The organism is Methanosarcina mazei S-6, from assembly GCF_000970205.1.
Classification (GTDB): domain Archaea; phylum Halobacteriota; class Methanosarcinia; order Methanosarcinales; family Methanosarcinaceae; genus Methanosarcina; species Methanosarcina mazei.
Genome location: NZ_CP009512.1, coordinates 2,284,730 through 2,309,191, shown reverse-complemented (window position 1 = coordinate 2,309,191; position 24,462 = coordinate 2,284,730). Strand labels below are relative to the sequence as shown.

The 24,462-nt window shown below is 40.3% G+C and carries 21 protein-coding genes and 1 pseudogene; 6 read left to right on the top strand and 16 right to left on the bottom strand.

Annotation, left to right across the window (positions count from 1 at the left end; genetic code table 11):
* Nucleotides 1-90 precede the first annotated feature (90 nt).
* Nucleotides 91-1,134, top strand: coding sequence for an AI-2E family transporter (locus MSMAS_RS09865; RefSeq protein WP_011034784.1), 1,044 nt, complete (start codon nucleotides 91-93; stop codon nucleotides 1,132-1,134).
* 307 nt (nucleotides 1,135-1,441) lie between these two features.
* On the opposite strand, the gene MSMAS_RS09860 is transcribed toward MSMAS_RS09865, so the two are convergent.
* The gene (locus MSMAS_RS09860; protein ID WP_080503080.1) at nucleotides 1,442-2,236 is read right to left on the bottom strand and encodes an SDH family Clp fold serine proteinase; all 795 of its coding nucleotides are present in this window, start codon (nucleotides 2,234-2,236) and stop codon (nucleotides 1,442-1,444) included.
* A 273-nt stretch (nucleotides 2,237-2,509) separates the two neighbouring features.
* Nucleotides 2,510-3,928 (bottom strand): tetratricopeptide repeat protein, encoded by a 1,419-nt coding sequence (locus MSMAS_RS09855; RefSeq protein ID WP_080942075.1) that lies wholly within the window; start codon nucleotides 3,926-3,928, stop codon nucleotides 2,510-2,512.
* A gap of 847 nt (nucleotides 3,929-4,775) precedes the next feature.
* On the opposite strand from MSMAS_RS09855, the gene MSMAS_RS09845 reads away from it, so the two are divergent.
* From MSMAS_RS09845 to MSMAS_RS09825, 4 genes and pseudogenes are all read left to right on the top strand, one after another.
* Nucleotides 4,776-5,153 carry a response regulator gene (locus MSMAS_RS09845; protein ID WP_048040288.1) on the top strand — a complete coding sequence of 126 codons (378 nt, stop codon included), beginning with the start codon at nucleotides 4,776-4,778 and terminating at the stop codon, nucleotides 5,151-5,153.
* Between the two features lie 35 nt (nucleotides 5,154-5,188).
* Nucleotides 5,189-6,673: a PAS domain S-box protein gene (locus MSMAS_RS09840; protein WP_230633231.1), complete on the top strand. Its 1,485-nt coding sequence runs from the start codon at nucleotides 5,189-5,191 to the stop codon at nucleotides 6,671-6,673.
* Between the two features lie 35 nt (nucleotides 6,674-6,708).
* Nucleotides 6,709-7,805 (top strand): annotated as a pseudogene (locus MSMAS_RS18290) (IS630 family transposase).
* 10 nt (nucleotides 7,806-7,815) lie between these two features.
* On the top strand, nucleotides 7,816-9,120 hold the full coding sequence (locus tag MSMAS_RS09825) for a response regulator (protein WP_230633230.1): 1,305 nt from the start codon (nucleotides 7,816-7,818) through the stop codon (nucleotides 9,118-9,120).
* A 350-nt stretch (nucleotides 9,121-9,470) separates the two neighbouring features.
* On the opposite strand, the gene MSMAS_RS09820 is transcribed toward MSMAS_RS09825, so the two are convergent.
* The 6 genes from MSMAS_RS09820 to MSMAS_RS09800 all read right to left on the bottom strand — a co-directional run bounded on the left by MSMAS_RS09820 (nucleotide 9,471) and on the right by MSMAS_RS09800 (nucleotide 16,866).
* Nucleotides 9,471-10,568 (bottom strand): hypothetical protein, encoded by a 1,098-nt coding sequence (locus tag MSMAS_RS09820; protein WP_048046524.1) that lies wholly within the window; start codon nucleotides 10,566-10,568, stop codon nucleotides 9,471-9,473.
* Nucleotides 10,569-10,864: 296 nt separating this feature from the next.
* Nucleotides 10,865-11,548: a DUF72 domain-containing protein gene (locus MSMAS_RS09815; RefSeq protein WP_011034790.1), complete on the bottom strand. Its 684-nt coding sequence runs from the start codon at nucleotides 11,546-11,548 to the stop codon at nucleotides 10,865-10,867.
* Between the two features lie 117 nt (nucleotides 11,549-11,665).
* A complete protein-coding gene (locus MSMAS_RS09810) occupies nucleotides 11,666-12,691 on the bottom strand; it encodes a hypothetical protein (RefSeq protein ID WP_048040292.1) in 1,026 nt (341 codons plus the stop codon).
* Between the two features lie 589 nt (nucleotides 12,692-13,280).
* The gene (locus tag MSMAS_RS09805; RefSeq protein WP_011034792.1) at nucleotides 13,281-13,886 is read right to left on the bottom strand and encodes a M23 family metallopeptidase; all 606 of its coding nucleotides are present in this window, start codon (nucleotides 13,884-13,886) and stop codon (nucleotides 13,281-13,283) included.
* Between the two features lie 710 nt (nucleotides 13,887-14,596).
* A complete protein-coding gene (locus MSMAS_RS18840) occupies nucleotides 14,597-14,737 on the bottom strand; it encodes a hypothetical protein (RefSeq protein WP_155395212.1) in 141 nt (46 codons plus the stop codon).
* A gap of 122 nt (nucleotides 14,738-14,859) precedes the next feature.
* Entirely contained in the window at nucleotides 14,860-16,866 is a 2,007-nt protein-coding gene (locus MSMAS_RS09800; protein WP_011034793.1) for a histidine kinase dimerization/phosphoacceptor domain -containing protein, read from the bottom strand.
* A 484-nt stretch (nucleotides 16,867-17,350) separates the two neighbouring features.
* Between MSMAS_RS09800 and MSMAS_RS09795 the strand changes: the two genes are divergently transcribed.
* Nucleotides 17,351-17,563 (top strand): hypothetical protein, encoded by a 213-nt coding sequence (locus tag MSMAS_RS09795; RefSeq protein WP_011034794.1) that lies wholly within the window; start codon nucleotides 17,351-17,353, stop codon nucleotides 17,561-17,563.
* A 384-nt stretch (nucleotides 17,564-17,947) separates the two neighbouring features.
* On the opposite strand, the gene MSMAS_RS09790 is transcribed toward MSMAS_RS09795, so the two are convergent.
* The 8 genes from MSMAS_RS09790 to MSMAS_RS09760 all read right to left on the bottom strand — a co-directional run bounded on the left by MSMAS_RS09790 (nucleotide 17,948) and on the right by MSMAS_RS09760 (nucleotide 24,067).
* Nucleotides 17,948-18,703, bottom strand: coding sequence for an endonuclease III domain-containing protein (locus tag MSMAS_RS09790; protein ID WP_080503082.1), 756 nt, complete (start codon nucleotides 18,701-18,703; stop codon nucleotides 17,948-17,950).
* A gap of 187 nt (nucleotides 18,704-18,890) precedes the next feature.
* Nucleotides 18,891-19,379, bottom strand: coding sequence for a phosphate-starvation-inducible PsiE family protein (locus MSMAS_RS09785; RefSeq protein WP_011034796.1), 489 nt, complete (start codon nucleotides 19,377-19,379; stop codon nucleotides 18,891-18,893).
* A 39-nt stretch (nucleotides 19,380-19,418) separates the two neighbouring features.
* Nucleotides 19,419-19,616: a hypothetical protein gene (locus MSMAS_RS18835; protein WP_011034797.1), complete on the bottom strand. Its 198-nt coding sequence runs from the start codon at nucleotides 19,614-19,616 to the stop codon at nucleotides 19,419-19,421.
* Nucleotides 19,609-20,967 carry an ABC transporter permease gene (locus tag MSMAS_RS09780; protein WP_048046523.1) on the bottom strand — a complete coding sequence of 453 codons (1,359 nt, stop codon included), beginning with the start codon at nucleotides 20,965-20,967 and terminating at the stop codon, nucleotides 19,609-19,611. The genes MSMAS_RS18835 and MSMAS_RS09780 overlap by 8 nt, the downstream gene beginning before the upstream one ends.
* 25 nt (nucleotides 20,968-20,992) lie before the next feature.
* Entirely contained in the window at nucleotides 20,993-22,345 is a 1,353-nt protein-coding gene (locus tag MSMAS_RS09775; RefSeq protein ID WP_011034800.1) for a COG1361 S-layer family protein, read from the bottom strand.
* A gap of 153 nt (nucleotides 22,346-22,498) precedes the next feature.
* Nucleotides 22,499-23,212 (bottom strand): ABC transporter ATP-binding protein, encoded by a 714-nt coding sequence (locus MSMAS_RS09770; protein WP_011034801.1) that lies wholly within the window; start codon nucleotides 23,210-23,212, stop codon nucleotides 22,499-22,501.
* Between the two features lie 232 nt (nucleotides 23,213-23,444).
* Nucleotides 23,445-23,651: a helix-turn-helix transcriptional regulator gene (locus MSMAS_RS09765; RefSeq protein ID WP_011034802.1), complete on the bottom strand. Its 207-nt coding sequence runs from the start codon at nucleotides 23,649-23,651 to the stop codon at nucleotides 23,445-23,447.
* Nucleotides 23,652-23,671: 20 nt separating this feature from the next.
* Nucleotides 23,672-24,067, bottom strand: coding sequence for a hypothetical protein (locus MSMAS_RS09760; RefSeq protein ID WP_015412889.1), 396 nt, complete (start codon nucleotides 24,065-24,067; stop codon nucleotides 23,672-23,674).
* Between the last annotated feature and the right edge of the window lie 395 nt (nucleotides 24,068-24,462).

Genomic DNA, 24,462 nt, shown 5'->3' with positions numbered 1-24,462 from the left:
TTTCCTGTTCGGGTCCGGAAAGTTCCTGGATTTGACCTGAAAGCTCTCTTATGCTTATATATTTTATAACAAGAAGACAGATTATGTTTGATGGAAAGACAGGTCAGGACCGCACTTGCTCTCTTTCTTATTGTCGCACTGAGTGCAGTCATTATTTATGCTATTTTTCCTTACGTAGACTATCTTTTTGGAGGCTTTATTCTTTTTATTACCTTCAAGCCTCTGTACCGTTTTTTACTCAAAAAAACCCGGCTTAACAGGCAGGTCTCGGCGCTTCTGGTTATAATTATTTCCATATTTCTTGTACTGATCCCTCTTTTTTTTCTCCTGAGCATGGTTATTATTGAGATCCAGCAGATTTTATTGAATCAGGAAGCTATTATGGCGACTATTGAAGTCGGAGACCGTCTTTTTAACAATTTCTTTTCAAGGTTTGGAATCTCTGAAAACATCTTCCAGATCAATTTTGAAGAAAGGGTAATGGACCTTGCCACTCAAATCATCAATTTCCTGAGTTTGCTCGTGGTCGGTTCAATTCAGAGCATCAGCCACCGGGCAATTGGTTTGCTTATAATGTATTTCCTGTTTTATTACCTCTTAACAGGAGAGGAATCGGATTTTATGCAAAACCTTTTTCTGGCAATTCCTTTCAATACAAAGAACACTGTTATCCTTCTCAATGAGTTCAGGAACATTGTCCGTACAACTCTTATCGCCAGCGGCGCTATTGCCGTAATTGAAGGCGGAATTCTGATCGTTTCCTTTCTTATTTTTGGAGTCCAGGGAGCTTTTCTCTGGGGGTCTATTGCAGCAGTCCTGTCTTTTCTGCCTGTTGTCGGAACACCCATTATCTGGATCCCGGCAGTAATTATTCAATTTCTCCAGCAGGACTATGTTGCAGCAGCAGGTATCCTCATAACAGGAATTTTTCTGAGCGTATCAGACTCCAGTTTTTTTAGGCCTGTAATCCAGAAAAAAGTAGGGAAAATTCATCCTTTTCAGTCTTTGCTTGGGATCTTCATAGGAATCCCGCTTTTCGGGCTTGTAGGAATTATCATCGGTCCCCTCTTACTGGCTTATTTTTACCTCACTGTAAAAATGTTTTCTGAAGAATACCTTTCTGATAAGGAATGAAGAATACCTTTCTGATAAGGAATAAAAAATACTGCGGCGTAAGCTGAAACTGCCACATGGAAAGCTGGTAGAAGTTGTTATATTTGCGGAAATTTAAAAATAGTTTTTCCGGGTCAAAAAAAATAGGGTCAAAAAAAATATTGCCTCAGGCCAGACTACAGTTCTTGGCACACTTCCTAGTGTCATGACAATTTAATTATTGAGCATAATTTATAGTATTTCTATGTCAATAAATAACGATTCTTAACTTATAAAATGACCAAAAACTAAATGTTCATGACACTAGCACACTTCCCTTAATTTGTTTTTATCCCACGTATTCTACAGTCTTTTTCACGGGGCGGAAAAGCCGCATGAAATCATGCACGTCCTCAGGGAAGTCCGTATTAACTGAAAGCCCGAGTTCTTTTGCTTCTCTGGCTGAGAGAGGAGTGCTGTGTATCATTTCTCCGCTGACCAGTTTTTCGACAACCTCTTCAAGCCTGTCTTCTTTTCCGTCAGGCTGAATCTTACCTTCAAGGAGCTCTTTTGCAACGTTTCGTGTGAGCCTGAGGGCTTTTCTCGATATATCGCTCATAACAAGAGTAGAGTCGTCAGCGTCTTCTTTTTTAGTTTCTGCGGCATGGATCCAGGAAGGTGCCGGAAAGACTCCCCTTATGGGATCTCCAACCTGGGGGTCTATTGGCCCTATGACGGCATCTTTATCCATTACTATTTCGTCTGCTGCAAGGGCAATAATCGTACCCCCTGACATAGAATAATGAGGGATGAGCACACGAGTCTTTTTTGGGTGGTTCTTCAGGGCGCGGGCGATCTGGATGCTGGCGTGAAGCTGCCCTCCGGGGGTATGGAGGATCAGCTCAAGCGGATAGTCCCTGTATTTCCTTATCCAGCGCAGGACCTGCTCGGCGTCTTCTTCATCTATGGACTGATAGGCGGGAAGCCCGAATAAGGATATCATCTCCCGCCTGTGTATCATTGTAAGTACCTTATATCCGTGGTGTTTTTCCATGGCTTTCATTTTTGCCATACGCTGCATACGGATTTTTCTGAGTTGAGACTGCGGGTATATTATAGCATAAAGAAAGAAAAAAGCAAACAGAAGAAAAGTCAGATCCCAGACATCAAATGTTATACCGTCAATTAGAACCAGAAAATCCCCCTCAATTTTCCATTAAGAACTATCCGGGCTTCCAGTACAGATTTCTAAAGCACAGATTGTTATATCCGGTTTTAATTTATCGTGTTTTAATTTATCGTGTTTTAATTTATCGTGTTTTAATTTATCGTGTTCAATTTATCGTGTTCAATTTATCCGCTCTTAATTTGTCCTGAATCTATTAATTTCTACTCTTAAAATTCCAGCTCCTTAAGTTCAGCTCCTCCAGCTCCTTTCCATCTTCTCATACAGGCCGAGCAGGTTGTTCCTCGTAATTTTGAAATAAGGATGCTCAGGCCCGTACTCTTTTTCAATTATGTCAAGGGCTTTTTCGTAAAGATCGATTGCAGTTTCATATTCTCCCATACTTTCATGCAGGCCTGCGAGGTTGTTCAGGGTTGTGCCCACATCCGGGTGCGATGGTCCAAGTGTGGACTCATAGATTTTTAGAGCGCGGGTGTAGAGGGGAAGCGCTTTTTTATGCTTTCCCATGATCCTGTACAGTTCGCCAAGGTTGTTCAGGGTCTTGGCAACTTCGGGATTATCCAGGCCAAGGATGCGCTCCCGGATTTCAAGAGCTCTGGTATAAAGTTCAAGGGCTCTTTCGTTCCTCCCTTTCTGGACATAGACCCCTGCAAGGTTGTTCAGGGTTGTTGCAAAGCCTGTATGCTCGGTTTTTCCCAGTTTTTCCATGATTTCAAGGGAGCGTGTGTAGAGAATAAGGGCTTTTTCATACCTTGTAGTCTGGAAATAAAGAAGAGCAAGGTTGTTCAGGGTCTGGGCTATCTGAGGGTGCTCTTTTCCGTATACCTTTTCCTGGAGTTTGAGTGCCTGCCCGTAAATCTCCTCAGCTCTCTCAAGTTTTCCCGTTTCCGAAAGAAGGACACCGAGATTGTTCAGTGTGCCGGCAGTATAAGCCAGGACCTTCCCGTTTTCCGGCTCCTTTTCTGCCAGCCTCCCAAGCAGTTCGAGGGACCGGAAAAAAAGTTCTTCTGCTTTTTCCGGTTTTTCTATCAGCTTATAATAAAAAGCCGTCCTGTTAAGGGTCCTGATGGCTCCAAGGTTCTCAGGGCTCAGGAACCTTTCCTGAATTTTGAGGGCTTCTGTGTAATATGAAAGAGCTTCTTCCAGCCTGTCCATAACAGAGCAGAGGATTCCAAGTTCGCTGAGAGTATCCCCGGTCTCGTGATGGTCAGAACCAAGGACTTTTTTACGGATGCTAAGTGCTCTTAAATACAGCTTCAGGGAGTCTTCGTGTTTTCCCATGTAACGATAGATTCCTGCAAGCCCGCTCAGTACAGCTGCAGTTCCTGAAGATTCAGGTCCGAGTTCTCTTTCTGCGGTGTCAAGCAGTTCTTCATATATGGGTAAAAGGATTTTCCAGTTTGCTGACCTGTAGAAGGGTTCGGCAGCAATTGTAAACCATTTTATTAATTCTTCGGACCCCAGAAACTCTTTTGCATGCTTGAATGCTTCCTGTAAAACAATTTCGTCCTCAGGTGTAAGCAGTTCCGGGTCCAGGTTCTTTAACCTTTCCTCATACCTTTCAAACAGAACCCTGTGGTTTTCAATACCGTTTTTAGCAGAAATTTCCTCTTTTTCAGAATCTTTCTCTGGATTAACCGTAATTTGCACCTCCTGAATGAAAAGCAGAATAATTAAGGTCTTTAGTGGATATTCTAACTGTAAATATCCGGATTGATCCTATATTAAGGGTATTATAGGATCTATTGAAGTATTAAAGTTGCATCGGAATATTATAGCTACAAAGTTACATCAGGGTATAACAGTTAAAGTTATATTGGGGTATTATAGTTATAAAATTATATAAAAGTATTATACAGCTACTTTTCTTCCTTTTAATCTCTCTTTGTTTCTGTACCTGTATTTTTGTACCTGTATTATCCTGATATTTTCGGACCTTATAATTGATTTAATGTTTCATTTGCTTCTCATTCTTATATTTCAGACCTGCCTGTAGATTTTCTTCCGGGTCAATTTTCCTTCATTCTCTGGATATTCTCCGGATATTCTCCAGCTATTTACCCGCTATTTACCAGCTATTATCCTGTTTTTTGAGAAACATCGTTTTTCTTATTAAGAAAATAAATTCTATTTACCTGCTGATCTGGCTTTTTCTTGTCAATAGACAAAGTTTTTATATGTATGTAATACAATTACTGTTTAACTTTTAAAAATTAATACATTTTACCATATCTGGGGAAATTAAATAATATGTTTAACTTGCCGGCTGGTAAGTTTTTTGAATTTGGGGAAAACGACAGGGTACTTGATTAATTGTCTAAGGGGTCTGCCAAAAATACTTTTTATTTTTAGCTCTGGCGCTTTAAGGGACTTATGACCTTTATACGGTCTGGTAGCAGCATCTCCAGGAGATAACAGTCCAGACTTTGGAAGAAGTCCGTTAACCAGAGGCATCTGTATCTTGTCAGATCCCTTAGAATATATGAGGGGTCATGTAATGAAAAATATACTCGTGGTTGAGGACAGCGCTATAATTATGGAACTCATCAGATTCCTTCTTACTACTTTTGGGTATGAGAGTAAGGAAGCCAGGGATGGATTTGAAGCTCTCAAAATTGTTAAAGAAAACAGGTTCGACCTTATACTTCTTGACATACAGCTTCCGGGACTTGACGGGCTTGAAGTCCTTAAAGAAATCAAAAACCTCCCGGAAGTCTGCAGGACTCCTGTAATTGCTCTTACAGCTCATGCCATGCAGGGTGACGAGGACAGGTTCTTAAAAGCAGGGTGCAACGGCTATATCTCAAAGCCTATTGAGATTGAAAGGCTCAAATCAATGTTAGATTCATGCATTGGCGGGCATCCGGTACTATAAGGAATTTAAAAGGGGTCTTTTAAGGGGATGAGTGGATGGAAAATATTTTAAAGCCACCGTTCACAAAAAAATCTAATGAACTGATAATTATTCTGGTTCTGGGATTTATATTCACAGTTGCGGCTTCCAGTTATAACCTTTTTGAATCCATTGTAATATTTATTGAATCCTGCGATAGCGAAGGTCTGGGGCTTATGCTTGTTCTTTCAGTGTATGTCTCCTTCGGAATGGGAATTTTTTCCCTCCGTAGGTGGACGGAACTCGAAAACACCCTTGTACTTTACAGGGAAGCAGAATGTGATCTTGAAGAAAAAGACAGAATGTACAGGACTCTTTTTGAACAGTCCAGCGATGCTGTTATTATTTCGGACGGAAAAAAAGTCCTGGATATTAATAAAAAAGGCTGCGAAATTTTCGGTTTCGGACAGAAACGCCCTTTTAATGTCTCTCTGATGTCTTTTATTCAGGCGGAGTACCTTCCTGAACTTCAGCAGGCATTTAAAGAGACTTTCAGACAGGGTTCATCTAATTTTGAAATGAGATATCAGAAACCAGAAGGGGAAATTGTTGATATTAAGGTCAACCTGTCACTTATTGATCGAAAGGATAATATTGTTCAGTTGGTAGCCCAGGACATCACCTTCAGTAAAAACATGGAAAGATCCGAGCAGGAAAACCGGGAAAGGCTCAAAGCCATTCTTGACAATACCCTGTGTGGTATCCTTCTGATCGAATCTTCTTCCCGAAAAATTATTAATGCTAATCCTATAGCATTGAAAACTGCAGGCTATTCCGAAAAAGAACTCATAGGCATGACCTGTTACCGGTTAATCGGCCAGCACGGGGAAGAGAACTGTGCTGCACTTTCTCTGGACCAGGCCGGAGACCTTTCTGAAAGTATACTTCTTACAGCTACAGGAAAGACTTTACCTATCCTCAGAAGCGTTGTGCCCGTCTCAATAGGGGGAACGGGTTATTTTGTCGAAAGCTTCATAGATCTCTCGGACCGGAAACAGGCTGAGGAAGAACTCCTGCAGGCAAAAATTGCAGCTGAAAGCGCAAACCGTTCAATGAGCGAATTCCTTGCGACCATGAGTCATGAACTGCGAACCCCCCTTACTGCTATAATCGGTTTTTCTGAGCTCATGCTCGGAGGGTCAACAGGAGAGTTTGACGAACTCAATAAAAAGTTTCTCGGAAATATCTCCACCAGTGGAAAACATCTCCTTTCGCTAATAAACAGTATTCTGGATCTTTCCAAGATAGAAGCCGGTAAAATGGAACTTCAGTCTGATTATTTCTCCCTTCAGGATATTTTTTCCAATACTAAAAATATCCTCTCCCCTCTCGCTCTTAAGAAAAACATCTCAATGGACTTTAATGTGGAGCCGGGTTTCTTTGTTTATGCGGACAGGACACGCTTCAAGCAGATCATGTATAACCTGGTAAGCAATGCAGTAAAGTTTACCCAGAAAGGCGGCTCTGTCGAAGTCCTAGTGTCTCAACCATTTAATTATTAGTCATCATTATAAACGTTGAATCCTTTTATACCTTCATGCTACAGATTCAACTTGCAGATAATGAGGTAAATTTCCTTCAGGATTTTGTGAGAAAAGGACGTAAAAGCGCAAGAGAACTAACTCGAGCCCGTATTCTCCTTCTATCAAACCAGCAAACAGAAATCACTGAAATCGTGAAAATATTAGGTATTTCCAGGAGTACCACTTTGAATATACGGAAAAGATACCTTGATGAAGGTCTCCCCAATGCTCTTTTTGACAAATCAAGATCTGGTCAACCTATAAAATACACTGAAAAACATGTTGCAGAAGTAATCGCTTTAGCCTGCAGCAGTTCCCCTGATGGAAGCAAAAGATGGTCTCTTTCCCTGCTTACTGAAGAACTTAGGAAAAAAGAAGGATTTGAAACTATAGGTAAAGAGAGTGTCAGGCTTATTTTGAAAAAAGCAAAACTAAACCTTGGTTAAGACGGATGTGGTGTATTCAGACTATCGATACTGAATATAGAGACAGGATGTATGACATTCTTAGTCTGTATGAAGAGGATTATGATCCTAAAAAACCTCTTATCTGTCTTGACGAGAAGCCTAAGCAACTGCTCAGGGATAAAAGAATGAGCATTCCTATGAAGCTTGGAAGTTCAGAAAAATATGATTATGAGTATGTCAGAAACGGAACAGCAAACATATTCATGGCGGTAGAGTTCAAAGCAGGAAAAAGGGTAACTCAGGTAACCAAAAGAAGAACAATGAAGGATTTTGCACAATTCATGAAGATTCTTGTCACAGAAGAATATTCTGAAGCAGAAGTCATCAGACTGGTTACGGATAATCTCAATATCCATAAAGAGAAGTCATTCTACGAAGCATTCTCAGAAGAGGAAGCAAAGAAGATTCTGGACAAGATAGAGTTCCATTACACGCCAAAACATGCAAGCTGGCTCAATGCTGCTGAAATCGAGATCAATGTCATGGATATCGAATGTACAGGAAGAAGGATCGGGGACATCGAGACGCTTAAAAATGAAGTGGATTCATGGACAAAGAGAAGGAATGAACACAAAAGGAAAATTGAATGGAAGTTTACAAGGAAGAATGCAGATGAGAAAATGTCAAAGTATTATGTGAAATAATTAAATGGTCATGACACTAGGGATAGTATCTGAAAAAGGGGTCAGGGTTTCAGTATCCGATACCGGCATAGGAATTTCTAAAGATGAAATCAAACAGCTCTTCAAGCCCTTCAAGCAGATTGATTCCACACTTAGTCGAAAATACGAAGGGACAGGGCTCGGTCTCGTGCTTTCAAAGAAATTTGTAGAGATGCACGGAGGAAGGATATGGGTTGAAAGTGAGCCCGGAAAAGGCTCAACCTTCACTTTTGAGGTCCCTGTTAAGACCCTGAAATCCGGGGAAATATTCCGGGCACATGAAACAGCTGAAACGGCACATGAAACAGCCGAAACATGTGAAACGAATGCCATTGAAGCTCCTGTTATAACAGGGAAAGCAGTTGAATCCGGGAAACCGGTTGAACCCATAGTTCTAAATGAACTGACCGAATCCGGAGCAGAAATTCCGGTCAAAATGCCGAAAATGGAAGATATCTCTGTTGATTTCAAATCCTGTGGTTCTGATGTCTCTGCTCCTCTTGTTATGGTTGTTGAAGATGACAGGCTGTCCAGGGAGCTTCTGGTTTTCACATTAAAAGAAGCAGGATACAGAGTAGTCCAGGCTGCAACCGGAGAAGAAGCTCTCTCCCTTGCCCAGAAACTAAAGCCTTTTGTGATCACTCTGGACCTTATGCTTCCGGAAATGAACGGATGGGATGTTCTTGAAAACCTGAAAAAAGACAGCGTGACTTCCGGGATTCCGGTGCTTGTCCTTTCAATAACCGAAAAAAACGACTGCAAGATGCTCTGGGGAGCATTTGACCATCTTGTAAAACCGGTTGACAAATCAGTCCTGCTTTCAAGCCTTGACCGTTTGAAAACGAATTTAAAAAAGGACTCCCCAAAAATCCTGATCGCGGATGACCAGGAATCCATGCTGGAACTTATGTCTTCCATGATTGAATTCGAGGGTTACGTTATCAGCCTGGCACAGGGAGGAAAAGAAGCAATTGATAAAGCATCCACAGAAATTCCCGATGCTATAATTCTTGACCTTAACATGCCGGATGTTTCCGGATTTGAAGTAATAAAAGCCCTCAAGAAAAACCCTCAAACCGTGGACATCCCTGTAATTGTATGCACTTCTAAAGACCTGAGTATGCAGGAAATGAAAATGTTAAACAGCAGCATTTCATTTGTTATGCAAAAAGAGGACTTGAATAAACGAAAGCTTCTTGAGCTGATAAGGAGTCTCGAGCCAGTGAACTGCGGAACATTTGCTTCTCCGGCATATCAGGAAGTTTTCCAATCAGATTCATTCAGGACTGAAGGGTGATAGTCTGAAAGCGATTGTCTGAAAATTAAATATTTAAAATAAATTAAATATTTAAAATAAATTAGACATTTAAAATAAATTAAATATTTAAAATAAATTAGACATTTAAAATAAATTAATTCTTTGATAATATTGATAATATAACTTAATCATCTGAAATAAATTAAACCTTAGACAACAGAAATAAACCGGGAAATTAATCAGAAGAAATAAATCAGGAAATTAACCGGAAGAAATAAACCGGAAAAAAATTGACCTGAAAAACCGGCTGGAAAAAGATTGGTTTAAAATGAAGGAATAAAAACTAAAAATCCTTAAAACCTGATTCCTTATTTTTTGTCCCGATTTCTTTACCAGGCGCCGTTGTTTTTCAGGGTAGCCAGGATATTCGTGAATTCGCTGTTGAACCTGCATTCACGGAAACTGGCAGATTCCAGAATGTTTTTCTTTATTTCCTGAAGCCCTATCAGGAGGTTAATGTCATCGCTGTATTCGAATTCTTCTCCAGACGCTGTGATGTTTTCTGCAAGGATTTCAAGAAACTTCGGATCAAGGTCATTCGTGATGTAAGTGTCCAGGATCAGAAGATCTGCAATTCTTCTGTAGAAGTCTATCAGTTTCTGGTAGCCGGGTATGGAGTAGTCCCTTGCAGTCTGCTTCTGCCGGTTAAGGTAAATCAGGTACCTGCAGATTGTGCTTATAAGGGTCTCAGTGATCTGTTTTTTAGGGAACTCTATCGGGAACCTTTTGAGCATCCTGGAATTGAGCTGGTTCTTGCTCTGCATATTTTCACGGTTCCATATCTCAGGAAGAGCTCTTGCTATTGAAGAGTTAAGCACAGCTGTGATGTAATGATAGAGCGTTGGGTCTCCAAGTACAACTCCTATTCCTTCTGAAAACACATGTTTTCCTTTAACATCATATGAAGCACGGAGACGGTAGTTGCTGGTGACAATTATTTTTGGTGTCTTTATATACTGCAGGAAACTTTCATCTTCCAGGCGGTAGCAGTCGGCAGAATCAAGGTTCTGTTTTCCGGTTTCTGAATTCTGTTTTGCTTCCATCAGCTGATTATAAGCTATGGGAAACTTGGTTTTCAATTCCTCAGGCTGAATGATTCTGTATTCTTTCCTGATATTGTAGCCCAGGATCTCATAGGGCAGCATAAACCGGTACTGCTCCGATGGAATGGCGAATTCGCCGGAAGCTGAGCCATCTATGTAAGGGTACATAAGTTCCTTTTCTATGCTCACCTGTTCTACACTTATATTTGTTTGAGGGTTTCTGCAGCCGCTGGTCGCATCTATGCAATGTTCTTTTGAAAGGTCTGTTTTATACACCAGGTCATTTGCTGGGGGTACGCCTTCAAAGATATCTATAGAGATATCTTCGAGCGTCCTGGGTATTTTGCTCAGCCTTTCGACAATATCGTCTTTACTCCAGAACATATATTTCACTTCTTTTTTATATATAGGGAGTTCCGGGCAAATATCTTATTGTCATCAGTTACAATGCCAGAAAAATTTGACTCTTATTTGAGACATTTAACTTTTGACTATGGGGGATATCCGGATAAAATCTAAAATATACCTCTTTATATAATAATTTATTCATAATATGGGTTAACGATTGAGCCACAAAAACAGGTTAACACAAAAACAAATAATGACAAGAGGCATTATTCATAATAGTTTTTCTACCCTTTAAAGGGAATTTTTTGAAAACAAAGGAAGATCTTCAGGGTTTACAAACCAGAAAAGGCTTTTAATGCTTTCCTTGCGTTTTCAAGCATTTTATGGTTATTATTGAAATAAATATAGACTTTTTCACGTTCCAATTCTGTTATTTTTTCTATAGTTTCTTTTATTTCTTCCTGAGAATAGTTATAGCTGTACCAGTTTTCTCTACCGTGCATCCTCATATAAACTGTTTTTCCGGGAAATATGCGGTTAATGTAATCGGGAGAGTCCACGGATACAAGGGTAACCCTGTTCAGAAACCTTCCGCAGAGCTCATCATTCCCGAGAAGCTCCTTATTCCTTATTTCCAGGGCAAACCTTTCGCCAAGCCCAGTTTTTTCTGCAAATTTGAGGGCTCTTTCAATCTCCTCGAACCTGGGAGGCGCCTGGAAAAGATAGAAATCAATTAAGTGGTCCATAGGTTTGAACAGTTCTCTAAAGTTTTCCCATATTTCAAGCGCACTCTCACCGAACTGGCGCCAGTGGGTTATGGACCTGTGCACTTTTACGCTCCACCTGAGCCCCTTGCCTTTTTCGCCCCAGCTTTTTACGTTGCCTGGAAAAGGAAACCTGTAAAAACTTGCATTGAGCTCTACAGAATTAAGACCTGAATTCTCCACGAACCAGTCAAGGTTTTTCTTTTTATTCCACTCATAATACCAGCCGCTTGTGCCTACAAAAGCGTCCATATAATCCCCTGGAGATATCTGGGCTGCTCACAGATGTATTTTTGGTTCAATTTTCCGGTAAAGCACGGAAGCCTTTACTTAAACCGGACCCGGGCGCCATATTCAGGTAAAATATATTCAGGTGACATAGAAGAGGTTCAAAACTCCATGGCATGTGCAGGTGGTAGCTATGAAAAAAGCCCTGTCCTCGATTTTTTCGGATTTTTTTTCGTTTTTTCCGCCCTGAATATTGCCCAAAAACTCCAGGATTTCCAGGATATTTTGCCTGAATTCCGCTCCTTTCAGCCCTCCGGTTCCGGGTTTCATCTGGTGGCTCTCAAAGACCCATCCTGGAATGCTATGAAGAAGTTCCCTGGAATATTCGGTAATGGTTCTGGGTTTTTTCCTCCCGAAAGAAGGACACCTGTCTCTCGGTCCAGGGCAGCCGTCAGGACAGATTTCTCCTCCCCTGGCATATGACAGAAATAACATGCCGTGTTCAGGGTAACTGCCTGCTATTATATCTTCGGGAAACACTGATTCAATATTATTGAAGTAACTCATAAGTTCCGGATCTTCAGGCTTTATAAAAAGCTCACTTACAGGGCTTTTTTCGCCTGAAAAGCCTTCTTCAGGGCTGGATGTTTCAGCAAGGTTTTCTTTATTTCTTTTGCTTTTGCATGCATCAAGTATCGGGAACTTCAGGAGATCTGCAAGCATATATGCAGCTGCATGAAAGGGAATTGCAGGAATAATATATTCGGGAATGCCTGAGCTGAAGAGGAAAGGAACTCTGTGAATGTCCATTTTATAGAAGTATGCCTCTGATTTCCCGGTTTCCGGTATATCATTTTCTCCTTCGCTTTCCTTCCCTGACCGTGAACCATGTCCGGTTTCCTTAAGGGAAGCTTCTGTTTTTTTCCTCAAAAGGCTTAAAAGCTCGCTTTCGGTCTCAAGGACCTGAGCCTCTTTTGAAGCCGGCGCATTTTCGTCGCTGTCGATGACAAGCACAAAAGGAAAATTGTTTTTTCGGGCATACTGAAGAAAATCAGTGCCGATTTTTCCACCACCAAGGACCAGGTAATAATTTTTTATCACCGGCAGTTTCTGGAATGTCTCGATTTTTTCATCCACAGGAAATTTTTTGCAGCCCGGAATTGACATGAATACCACCAGATAGTTTTCAAAATCTTAAATGTGTTATAAGTCACAGATCTGCGTCATTAATAATTATTGCCCTGATTGGTTATAGATTGTTTACTTTGGCATAGAAGTGCTTCCAGATACTTTCATTTTTTGGGCATTTTATTCCAAGAATATCATGAGCGTTTTTATGTAGATCCTTTCATCCTTTCGTGAAGAGTCGCGCATGCATCCTTTTATGTAAGAGTCGTAAGAAATGTAAGAGTCGTGGGTGATATTATTTCTATGTGAACTTATTTTTGTGAACTTGTTTTTGTTACACTCTATCTTCAATTTCTATCTGTATATTGAATGTTTTTGATTATCTGTTATATTATATTGAATCTGTATATTGATTCTTTAGTTTAATAAATATTTCTTAAAATAATCTATTTTTCGTATATATTTTTAATATGTGCCTATGACTATATTTAGCCTTAATTCGCAAAACTGGTAGACTTTTCAAACCAGAAAGTGCCAAAAACACATACTCTTACAGTATGATTATATTTGACATTTGTTCTGAAATATTTGCAATGTTATCCGGAATTTTCAGTCGAACTTCCGTTTTTTAGCCAGTTATTTCTGTGTAAAATATCCTTTTTGCCTTTAAATATCCCGAAGGATTCCTTAAATTTTCTGGCATTTCTTCTGCAAACCAGTTGCCTCCGAGATACTTCCTGTGAACAGTAATGGGCTCATTTTCCCATACTTCAAAATGGAGCATACTCGGGTTTCTATTCTTCAGCTTCTGGATATAAAGCGGGCAGGAATTATCTATTCTTGCGGAGTTCAGCACCATTCCCACACGCCCTATCAAACTCCCGGGCTCGATTTCGTCTCCTTTTTTCACGGTAAAGCCTGCAAGCTCACCGTATTTGCAGAAAAGCCCCTTGTCGTGTTCAATTATAACATAATATGTAGGGTTCCAGTAAGGCAGGATCTCAGGCGAGGTCATCAGACCGGTTTCTGCGACAATTCCGCCTTCAACCGAAACCACCTCTGTATTCACGGGGGCATAAAGGTCAACTCCGCAGTGGTATCTGTCTCCCCTGTCTTCCCAGAAAGATCCGGTTTCTCCTTTTTGCGGGATTCTTCCGGAAACAGTTTTTTCCAGAATTATTTCTTCCGAAGCCGTTTCTTCTGTAAGCTTTGGATTTAGAGGCCATTGTTTCATTGATTTTCAGTAGACTGCGAAGTTGAAAAGCTTTTCTTTGCAGCAGAGATTCCAGCATACACTTTTTTAGAATGGTTTGGAGCCAGAAATTTCATTGACCAGAATTAGAAATTTCTTTAAATTCTCCGAAAAAATCGACTTTATAAATCTTATCTTTAATCCTTAATATTATTGTAAATAGCCGGTCATTTTATTAACCCGGGCCGGTGTGCCGGGAACCATTACTTTCTAAAGGAAAAATCCTTATCGTTATTTTTTTATACCTTTAACGCCATATTATAAATTGATCCATAAGGTCAGTCCCAGATCTATGAAGTAGACGTACAAAGAAAGTATGTAACTTAAATAGGTAATGACTTGACTAAGTAGTAACTTAAATAGGTAATGACTTGACTAAGTAGTAACTTAAATAAGCATAACTTTACTAAGTAAAGAACTACATTAAATTGTGGATCGGGCCTTATGGGTCACAATACCCATTTAATATCTCTTTTCTATCTATTTTAATTTCGAATTTTACTTCCATATTTTAATTCTAAACCGATTATATCTTCTCTTAGCCCGGGTTTTTCGATTTTAATCAAATTGACGCTCCTTTTCGGTGTTCAAAACCTGAAACTTATCAAATTTGCAGCCGGTTTTTTTCTGCACAGACATAAAATCGGAAGAAACTGTGTAAGAAAAAGGGTTATGTATTCGAAGTCACAATCTTAGTTTATGGGACGGCTGGTAGAAGCTGTGGTTAACATTTCACTGCTGATTTTTGCAATAGTGTTTGTTAAGTTATGCCTCAGCATAATGCCTGAGATTGCAATATATCCGTAGTCTATGATATTTATGAAAATCAGCATGTGTTGAGCTCGAGGCTTTCTTCAGCCAGCAGGCTGGATTTGATTTCCATATGTCTGGAGAGGCTCTATAGTTTGAATTTACTGCCGAGTTTTAATGTGATAATTAAGTTGAGTGTCGGGTTTTATTTTTGTTTTTTCTCTGGACATACTTCTTCTCTAAATTTTATCCTGAACTCAGTCCCTTCTCCTTTTTTAAGTTCTATACTGCCTCCAATCTGGTCTACCAGGATATTTACGAGTTGAAGCCCGAGAGAAGAGGTGTTCCTGAAATCGATATTTTCGGGAAGGCCTGTTCCGTTATCCGAGACGATCAGCAGGAACTCGGAGATAGCGCAGGTGTCCTGGTCTTTGCAGCTCCTGTTTTCACCGTTATGCAGCCTGTGAAGCCTGATATTAACTTCTCCGCCTCTTTCACCGGGAAAAGCATGCTTTAAAGAGTTGGATACAAGTTCGTTAATAATAATCCCCAGGGGGATTCCGGTATCCATTCCGAGAAACACATTTTCCATGTCCAGCTTTAAGTGAAGGTCTTTGTTTCCCACCACGTACGAACGGAAAAGCTCATTTGCAAGTTTCTGGATGTATGCCTTAAAATCAAAACTTTCTACATCTCCGGTTTCTCCTGTTCTGTAAAGTTCTTCGTGGATAAGGGACATTGATATTACGCGGTTCTGGCTGTCGTGGAAAGATTCTTTTACTTTTTTATCACTGAAATTTTCTGCCTGGAGGCTGAGAAGGGACGAGATAACCTGAAGATTATTTTTGATCCTGTGATGGATTTCTTTTTTTCTTATCTCCTCGGTTTTCAAAAGAGCTTTTTCTGCTTTTTTTCGTTCTGTGATATCAAGCATTACGCCTACGATCCCTATCACTTCGCCTGCTAGGTTGCTGTATGTGGCTTTATAGACAAGGAAATCTCTTAATTCTCCGTCTATTGCACATTTTATTTTCAATTCATTAGGCAGGCTTTTTCCTTCTTTCAGCAGTATTTTATCATTGTATTCTGTTTCACGCAGAGTTTCTTCAGAGAATTGTTCCCTGAATTCCTGCATTGAATGCCCTATTATCTCTGTTTTGGGGAGGTTGAGAATTTTCCTGGAAAATTTATCATTGCAGCCCTGATAGATGCCTTCAAGGTTCCTGTAAAACACAGGAGAGGGTATCGCGTCAAGGAGTGTCTTAAGGAAATAAACGTTGTTTTCAAGGTCTTTTTCTACTTTCTTACGCCTGGAGATTTCCATAGATAACTGCTCATTCGCTCTGGTAAGTTCTATGGTCCTCTCTTTTACGATTTCTTCCAATTTTTCTTTATACTGATGCAACTCTTCTTCCGCATACCTGCGTTCGATTACCTCTGCAATTATGAATGCAACAGAATTTAAAAAGAAAGTTTCATCTGCAGTAAACTTTCTTTTTTTTGCGGAATGGGCTCCCAGTATACCAAAGGGTTTCTCCACATCTCCTATAATAACGCTCATTCCACTTGCAATATTATGCTCTCGCAGAATTTCCGGGGCTTCAAAACGGTTTTCTTCTGCAAAATTTTTTACGATAACGGGCACTTTTGAAAAAATAGTGTACCCTGCCTGCGACCATTTGCCCCCTTTCACAAAAGCAAAGCCTACATACCCGGGTTTCCATCCTGTGCCCGCTATAACCAGGAAATTTCCATCCGGCTTGAGTTCAAGGATTTTGCAGAATTCAAGGTCCAGAGTCTTTGCAATCAGTTTCACGCTTTCATCCAGAAACGCCTGCAGACTTTCACATTTAAGGGCAATCCTTCCCAGAGTATAGAGAGCATCATACTGCTTTTCCTTGATACGCAGTTTTTGTTCCAGCTTCTTCTGTCCGGTTATCTCAAATCCGTAGATGTTTGCATAGTCCTCTCCAGGCACAGGATAAAAGGTTACAAGATAGACTTTTTTTCCGGCTCTAACTTCTATTTTTTCATGAGAAGTGCCCTTGACAATTTTTTTAACGAGATTCTCTATCGAAGGAGGCAGTTTTTCTCCCATTCCAGTATCCCATTTTTTTAACAGGGCTTCGCTTGCGTTATTTGAATAAATAATTTTTCCATCAGCTCCTGCCCTGAGCACAGGATTTGGGTTCTGATATGCCAGCTGTTCCATTTTTCTCCTTCTCCGAGATATCCTTTTAGCACTCTTAACCTGAAAGTAAACATTTAATGGTATAAAATTTGCTACCCTTAGAGATTTGGAAAAGCAACCCTCTAAGCGAAGATAAACTTATGCGGAAGGTCCAAAGCAAAGGTTTTCGTAGTTATTTCCTGTCTTTTTTATTATCACTTCATGTATAGATTTATTTGAATAAATTATTTCCTCCGGGTATTCTGGATGTTTTTTTCTGTCAGATATCTCTTACTGAGCACAAAAGTTATATAAGTTTACCTGATAAATATTTAATGTGAGTTATTCATATTGCTCAAATTGTCAAACTCCCCTATTTCTCTTTCTATATAGATATGCATGGAATATGGTAAATATTTAGGATATCTATTTATATGTGGTGCATAGACTATATTATGTCGAAGAGAAACAGAAACCGAGACTGAACTAAAATAACTATAAATTAAAAACGAAAAAGGTGATAAAAATGGAAAAACTTAGAAATATAATTATCAAGAATGTGGAAACGTTCAACAGGGCATTTCCAGACAGGTTCTGCCATAGCCCGGACGTGATCTCAGCGATCTCATACGACTATAAGTTCACTTACGGACAGGTCGAAAACGAGATCGAGAAGATGGTCCACGAGGGCGTTCTTGATGCAGAACTTTCCGACTGGTACGGAATAAAGCTCCTGTAAGGACAAAACGCAAGAAAACACAGACCAGCGCATGACGAAATCTGGATCAGATCAGGTATTTTGACTGCTGAACAGGGCATAATTGTCCGGGAAAAATCTGATCACTGAACCAAGTATTTAATTCGGATAAGAAACATTATACAGCGGGAACTTCAGTCGGAGTTTCTTAAGTAGCCAGTTCTTATTCCCTTAAACATTTTAATTGATGCGAATTTTCAGGTTATAGTGCCATAATTCTTCAAAGCTATATTTCTTCAGAGCTATATTTCTTCAGAGCTATATTTCTTCAGAGCTATATTTCTTCAGAGCTATATTTCTTCAGATATTTTCAGTTTTCAGAGGCAAATTTTCAGGTCCTGAAATCCAGCTCTGGCTGCTTCATGTTCAGGTAATATTCAGGAGAGGGCATCTGGAATAAAAAATCTTCTTTTGATAGTATCTCTTTGCATGTTCTACGAGAAGGGCATGATATTCCTGATATATGACCAGGTCTTCCGGCAGATTCTCCTCAAACAATGCCTTGATTTCTGAATATTTTGCTTTCTCGTCAGCCAGGCCAAGGTTACTCACTATTCTCCTGGTATACGCGTCAACTACAAACGAAGGTTGTTTAAAAGCGTAGATAAGTATCGAATCCGCGGTCTCGGGTCCCACGCCTTTTAATGAAAGCAGTTCATTCCTCTCAGGATTTCTGCCTTCAAGTCTCAGAAACCATTCTGCAAGGATTTTCAGGCGTAAGGCTTTCTGGTTATAATAACCTGAAGGTTTTATGGCTTTTTTTAAGTTTTCATGTTCAAGAGTGAGGATTTTTTCCGGGGAAAGTGAGTCCATAAGTTTCAGATTTATCAGGGCTCTTTCGACCTGAAGCCAGCTGGTATTCTGGGTGAGCAGGGCTCCACATACAATTTCAAACTTCTGGTTGTCTGATTGCGGATAGGTATAATCTCCCGGATGATATCCCTGCACAGAACCTGTTTTTGTGGGATTTGTTCCAATGCTGCCGTGGAGTTCTGTTAAAGGCCACCAGCCCTGAGGACCGTATGAATCAAATAGAAAGTTGTAGATCTTCAGGATAACAGGGCCGGCGCCGTTTTTTTCAGAAGTGGGGTTCTGAACTTTTTTTCTAAGCAAATTTTTCATTATAACACATTATGCCAGGGGAATCGTTTAAAAGTATTATGCTTTGAAGTTCAGCTCAATTAACCTGGAATTTCCGTCCTTATTATGAAGCAGGGATAAGAGAAAAAATGTATTTCTCATTCTGCCTGAAGGGGCAAATGAGAAAATAACGGCTCAATATTACCTGAAGGGATTTGTTTTTTCAGGGTCAATTCTGAACCGGGTCAAGCATGGCGCTCAGGCCTGTCTTTGAAGGCTGGGTCTCTTCCTTTAAGGAAACCTGATAATTTGAGGACCTCGACGCCGGAGAGTACTGGACTGCAAGCACTCTTATTACTCCCAGCACAAGCAGCAGCACAGCAAGGCTCAGGACATACTCGTATCCGAATTTCTGGGCGTAAAGGCCAACTGCAATTTCACGCAGGACTATCAGGATGGTGGCATCCGTAATATCAGTAAGCTTGATCCTGTCATGTTCATGATAATCAACAAAGGCTTTGAAAAGGTCAATAACAATAAAAACTGTCAGTACGCTTGTTACCATGTGATTGAATCCGCTTTCTAGAGACTCAAAGACAATAAAGCGAATCTCAAGCAGGGTTTTTGCCATTCCCACAATCAATGCAAGCAGCAGTACATAAAGGATGATTGTGGTAATCGCATCAGTAACCTGCTTAAATAATTTTAGACTATCCATTTTTTATCCTCTCCATATAAAACATCAACTAAACATTTTTTAGATTATATAGAGCTTTTTACATGAAATTATATATTTATATAAAATGTATATATTTATATTTTTTTCATTTCTCTGCTTTTCTTCATTTCTCTGCTTTTCTTCATTTCTCTGCTTTTCTTTATTTCTTTTACTTTCTTCATGCCGGCTCCAAAAACAGAGCTGAATCTTGCTGCCAGTTTTGATTTTTTCATTCATATCTGAGAGCGTCAACCGGTTTCAATTCGGATGCATTCTTTGCCGGTACAAGGCCTGCAATCAGCCCGACTGCTATGGAGACCAGGGTTGCAATAACTGTGCCTTTCAGGCTGAGGGCAAATTCAAAAGGAACGTTCATTTTTACTGAAATAAAGAAAAGAATCAGCTGGACAGCAGCTGTGCCCAGAAGGATACCTATCATTCCGCCTACAAGGCTGATCATTGCAGCATTGCAAAGGAAAATCATCATTATATCGCTATTCTTTGCTCCTATCGCTTTCATAATCCCGATTTCCTTCGTCTTCTCAAGCACGGAAGTAAACATTGTGTTAGCGATCCCTGTTGAACCGACAAGAAGGGAAATGCCTGCAATGAAGGCTAGAAATGATGTAAGTCCGTTAATCAATTTTTGCGTACTTTCAATTGTCTCTTTTGAGGAGCTGACATAGAAGTCCTGCTTATCTTCAGTAACTCTTCTTGCAAGCCTTAATTTGCGCTCTATCTCCTGAAGGGCTGCGTCATAATCTGCCTCATCATGGAGCTTGATCTCTATGTTATCATATACATCCTGCTCTCTTTCAGACAGGTCCTCTTCATTATTTTGCAGAGAGTAGACCTCCTGGTACGGCATATAAACACTGCTTCCAAAAAGCCCTCCCATACCTCCTAAAAGCCCTCCGTCCTTAGCCAGTATCCCCACTACACGATAGGATTTTCCGTTTAAGGGGATCATCTGGTTAAGCCTTATCTCCTTTTCAAAAGTCCCTTTTGCAAGTTCGCTTGAAATAACCACAACTGCCCTGTCTCCGGGTGCCAGCATCCTGCCCTCTCCTATCTTCTTCTTTGTAATGTGAGGCCAGACGCCGGGATCAACACCATTAACCCAGACGTAAGTTGACTCGCTTCCGAATTTCAATTGCGCTCCTGTCTGGACGTTGACGTTTACATATTCAACAGCCGGAATGCTCCTCAGAACAAATACATCCTTTCTTGTGAGTGCTGCCTCTGTTTCGGGTTCGATTTCCATGGGCTCAGAAGTGAAGTTCTCAGGTCCCTCTCCGGTCCCTGCAATTGTTGCCCCGGATTCTCCCGGAATTTCTTCTGAATTTTCTTCATACTCCATATCTTCTTCAGAATAAATTTCAAAAGGGACTGAGGCTACTATGGTAATAGTATCCCCCCCAAGCCCCTCAAGGGTTTCCGTAACCTGTTCCTGAAAATACTCCCCGGTCGTAACGATTGCCATTACCGAGGCAATGCCTATGATAACCCCTATTATGGTCAGCCAGCTCCTCAGCTTATTAGCTCTGACCATATTTAGGGCAATTTTCAAAATCTTTGCCAGTTTCATGGAACCACAGATCCGGGTTCAGGATTTATTCACCTGTTTTCTTTTCGTCTATCTGGCTTTCGCTGGTCAAATTTTCTCTGGCATTCTTTTCTACCACCTTTTTCTGATGCTGTTTATAAATAAAAAAGCCCACAGCACCGAGCAGGAGAAGGAAGAAGAGTTTATACGACAGTATGCCTGACTTACTGTTTTCGTCTGTCATCGAGGATCCTTTTGACTGAGTTGAAGAGGATGCGTAAAGTGAGATCACATTTTCCTCTACCTGCCTGATCCCGTCACTGGAGGTGTAACTGATTTCAAATTTAAGAGGCAGCTCTTTTCCAACAGTTGCAGGTTTCAGGTTGAAATCTGCAATTGTATAGTCCCCTTTTGCCAGGTTACCGAGAACCACTGAATTGCCGCCGTCAATCACGGTCCAGTTCTCCTGAAGCGGGACAGAAACCTTTACCGAGTTTGCACCATTATTACCTATATTAGATACTGAAAATGTGTAGGTGCCTGTGGGTCCCCTTTCCATAAAAGCGATGTCGAAATCCGTGGTCCCTCCTATGTAGATCCCTGCTTTGCTTTTGATTGTCTTGCGCTTCTCGTTCTCTACAGTGCCTGCTTCCGTTATTGTCTGAAGTTCTTCAATGTCGTCGTATGTCAGAATCATGTCCAGTTTATAGAGACCGGGCTTTGTATTCACATTGGTCAGAACCTCAAAGCTGACATTGGCAGTTTCTCCGACATCAATCAGGTTAACGTGCTTGACATTGCTCGAGCCTACGGGCAGGATCACGTCATTTGTGCATTCCCAGGAAAACATTGAGTTTTTTAAGGGGGAATTTCCTACGTTTTTTATGCCGAAAGTAAGTTCTGTCTTCTCTCCTGGTATCAGTTTCTCAACACTGATATATTCTATTTCAGCGTTTGATTCGCTGTCAATATCAATTTTTAGCTCCCTGTTAAGGGAAACTTTATTTTTCGTATCTGTTGAGTAAAGGTAAACTTTCAGGGGATAAGTGCCTTCATTGACATCGTTTTCAACTCCTACTTTGAACTTCAGGACTTTTCTGCGGTCATTTTCAGAGCGTTTTCCGAGTGTGCCTATCTTTTTTACAAGGTCTTCCCCTGAAAGAGCCTTAAAAGGGTAATCCGGCTCTATTCTCACAAAACAGTTCTCTACATCCTTATAACCTGTATTTTCTATAGCAATCCTTACTTCAAGCACATCTCCGGGTTTCACGGGATCAGGGTCCTGGTTTAACAGGTCAACACTCAGGCCTTTATCGAGGCTTGAGCTTGAATTAAAGTCACTCGCAGCCAGGGCAGTTCCGCTGCATAAAAGAAAACCCAGAAGAAAAATGAATATAAGGCTAATTTGTTTGTCACCCATTTTTGGATACCTCGGTTTACTCCGGTTTGTCGATTACTCCGGTTTGTCTATTTTCGAGAAATTTTAACAGAAAAACCATTTTGAATATGGAATGAAATTTGTCCAGTTGTTACTTTACCCGGTTCTCTCCTTAAACTGAATTTATTGTGTGGTTCAGGTTTCAGGGCTGATCTGTTCTTTGTTAGGGCTGTCCCTGACCATCTCTCCGTCCTTGAGCTGAATGTGCCTTCTGGCATACTGTGCAAGGTGCAGGTCGTGTGTGACCATAACTACTGTTTTGTTTTTTTCCTTCCAGAGCCTGTAAAGGATTGAAATCACTTCCTGACCGGTTATGCTGTCAAGCGCACCTGTCGGCTCGTCAGCAAGGATTATTTCGGGATCGCAGGCAAGTGCTCTTGCAATAGAAACTCTCTGCTGCTGCCCTCCTGAAAGCTGTGAAGGCTTATTCTGCATCTTGTCCGAGAGCCCCACGAGGTTAAGAAGTTCCTTTGCTTTTTTTTCCGCAATTCTGTCATCCATTTCCTGGATTTCAAGGGGCAGAAGAACGTTCTCAAGAGCCGTCATCCCGGGAATCAGGTTGTACTGCTGGAAAACAAATCCTATTGTCCTGCCTCTGAGGGCGGCAAGGTCAGATTCCTGAAGCAGGGATATATCCCTGCCTTTCAGGAAAATTTTGCCCTTTGAAGGGATATCAAGACAGCCAACCAGGTTCATCATTGTAGACTTCCCGCTTCCTGAGGGCCCGATTATTGCGGCAAATTCCCCTCTTCCAAGCTTCACGCTCACATTTTTCAAAGCATTGACCTGAACTTCTCCCATCTGATAAGTTTTCCAGACATTCTGGAAGGCAATCAATGTATTTTCCATGTTTTCTCCTGAATGACTTGCTTATTTAATATAACATGTTCTTTAAAAACTTATTTAATTTCGCTTTCTTTTTAGAAATTGTACTCTCTCATTAGAACTTAAAAAATAAGGCAATTACTTTAGCAGAATGAAGGTGAAGTATTCCCGGATAATTTCAGTTCAAAATTAATTTCAAAAAAGCCCTTACAAGACTGATATCATTTTTTTAAAATAATTCTTCTTTCATTGGGGTTTATTCAAAGTCAGTGTCCTCAAAGATAAACAGTTCATCAATTGTGGTATCCAGAGATCTGGCTATCCTGCAGGCAAGTTTCAGAGAGGGGTTATATTTCCCTTTTTCCAGAAAAACAATAGTTTCTCTCCGAACCCCCACCAGGTTTGCAAGAGCTTCCTGGGTCAGGTCATGCCTTGCCCGTAACTCTTTGATCCTTGTTTTCACCCTTTATCCTCCGCAGGTCTTTATTCCACATCGCCTTTTTGCATGAAAAACCACCTGAAAACATTTGCTGAGATAAGCATAAAGAAAAGCAATATGCCTAAAATTGCTTCAGCTGTAAAGTCAGCAAGGTTCAGGAATTCAATCCAGTAAAGTACTGTGATAAGCACAAGCGTAAAGAGCCAGGAATATGTGATTCCGTACGCTGCAAGCTTCTTTGTCCTTTCGTCCCTGTCTGGCAGATCCCCCTGCCTGAAAAGCCTGAATGCTGTAATAAGAAAAATGACCATTCCCATGACTATCAAAATAACCGGAATTGAAGAATCGCCTTCAAAAAAAACCGTCAACATTATCCCTGCAAGTAGAAGAATTATTCCTGAAATAAGCCTGTATCTGTACACTTTTTTTATATTTTTCATTTTATATCCCCTAATAACCCGGTTTTACTTAATGTGCCTTTGATCCTGTATTATTTAATGTGCCTTTGCCGAAGATTTCTGATTGAAACTATGATTATTTATGGAATATTTATGATTGTATATTTATGGATTATTTATGATTGTATATTTATGGAATATTTATGATTGTATGTCTTTTATTTACAACATATTGTTCGGAATTACTAACATAAAGTTAGATTTAACTAACATATGTTAGATATAAATAACATATTTTGATATTTAAAACCTTGCAAAAAAGCCTTGTAAAAAGCCTTGCAAAAAAGAGGACTTTAGTCAGAAAACTTTAATTTAAGGTCCGGTTAATATCAGCAAAAAAATTCAGTAGTCTTCAGGCAAACTTCTGATCTTTCCAT

Bases quoted from the DNA above. Each gene is read 5' to 3' on its own strand.
- MSMAS_RS09865 (WP_011034784.1), top strand. From the start codon at position 91: ATGGAAAGACAGGTCAGGACCGCACTTGCTCTCTTTCTTATTGTCGCA.
- MSMAS_RS09845 (WP_048040288.1), top strand. From the start codon at position 4,776: ATGAAAAATATACTCGTGGTTGAGGACAGCGCTATAATTATGGAACTC.
- MSMAS_RS09840 (WP_230633231.1), top strand. From the start codon at position 5,189: ATGGAAAATATTTTAAAGCCACCGTTCACAAAAAAATCTAATGAACTG.
- MSMAS_RS09825 (WP_230633230.1), top strand. From the start codon at position 7,816: ATGACACTAGGGATAGTATCTGAAAAAGGGGTCAGGGTTTCAGTATCC.
- MSMAS_RS09820 (WP_048046524.1), bottom strand. From the start codon at position 10,568: ATGTTCTGGAGTAAAGACGATATTGTCGAAAGGCTGAGCAAAATACCC.
- MSMAS_RS09815 (WP_011034790.1), bottom strand. From the start codon at position 11,548: ATGGACGCTTTTGTAGGCACAAGCGGCTGGTATTATGAGTGGAATAAA.
- MSMAS_RS09810 (WP_048040292.1), bottom strand. From the start codon at position 12,691: ATGTCAATTCCGGGCTGCAAAAAATTTCCTGTGGATGAAAAAATCGAG.
- MSMAS_RS09805 (WP_011034792.1), bottom strand. From the start codon at position 13,886: ATGAAACAATGGCCTCTAAATCCAAAGCTTACAGAAGAAACGGCTTCG.
- MSMAS_RS18840 (WP_155395212.1), bottom strand. From the start codon at position 14,737: ATGCTGATTTTCATAAATATCATAGACTACGGATATATTGCAATCTCA.
- MSMAS_RS09800 (WP_011034793.1), bottom strand. From the start codon at position 16,866: ATGGAACAGCTGGCATATCAGAACCCAAATCCTGTGCTCAGGGCAGGA.
- MSMAS_RS09795 (WP_011034794.1), top strand. From the start codon at position 17,351: ATGGAAAAACTTAGAAATATAATTATCAAGAATGTGGAAACGTTCAAC.
- MSMAS_RS09790 (WP_080503082.1), bottom strand. From the start codon at position 18,703: ATGAAAAATTTGCTTAGAAAAAAAGTTCAGAACCCCACTTCTGAAAAA.
- MSMAS_RS09785 (WP_011034796.1), bottom strand. From the start codon at position 19,379: ATGGATAGTCTAAAATTATTTAAGCAGGTTACTGATGCGATTACCACA.
- MSMAS_RS18835 (WP_011034797.1), bottom strand. From the start codon at position 19,616: ATGAATGAAAAAATCAAAACTGGCAGCAAGATTCAGCTCTGTTTTTGG.
- MSMAS_RS09780 (WP_048046523.1), bottom strand. From the start codon at position 20,967: ATGAAACTGGCAAAGATTTTGAAAATTGCCCTAAATATGGTCAGAGCT.
- MSMAS_RS09775 (WP_011034800.1), bottom strand. From the start codon at position 22,345: ATGGGTGACAAACAAATTAGCCTTATATTCATTTTTCTTCTGGGTTTT.
- MSMAS_RS09770 (WP_011034801.1), bottom strand. From the start codon at position 23,212: ATGGAAAATACATTGATTGCCTTCCAGAATGTCTGGAAAACTTATCAG.
- MSMAS_RS09760 (WP_015412889.1), bottom strand. From the start codon at position 24,067: ATGAAAAATATAAAAAAAGTGTACAGATACAGGCTTATTTCAGGAATA.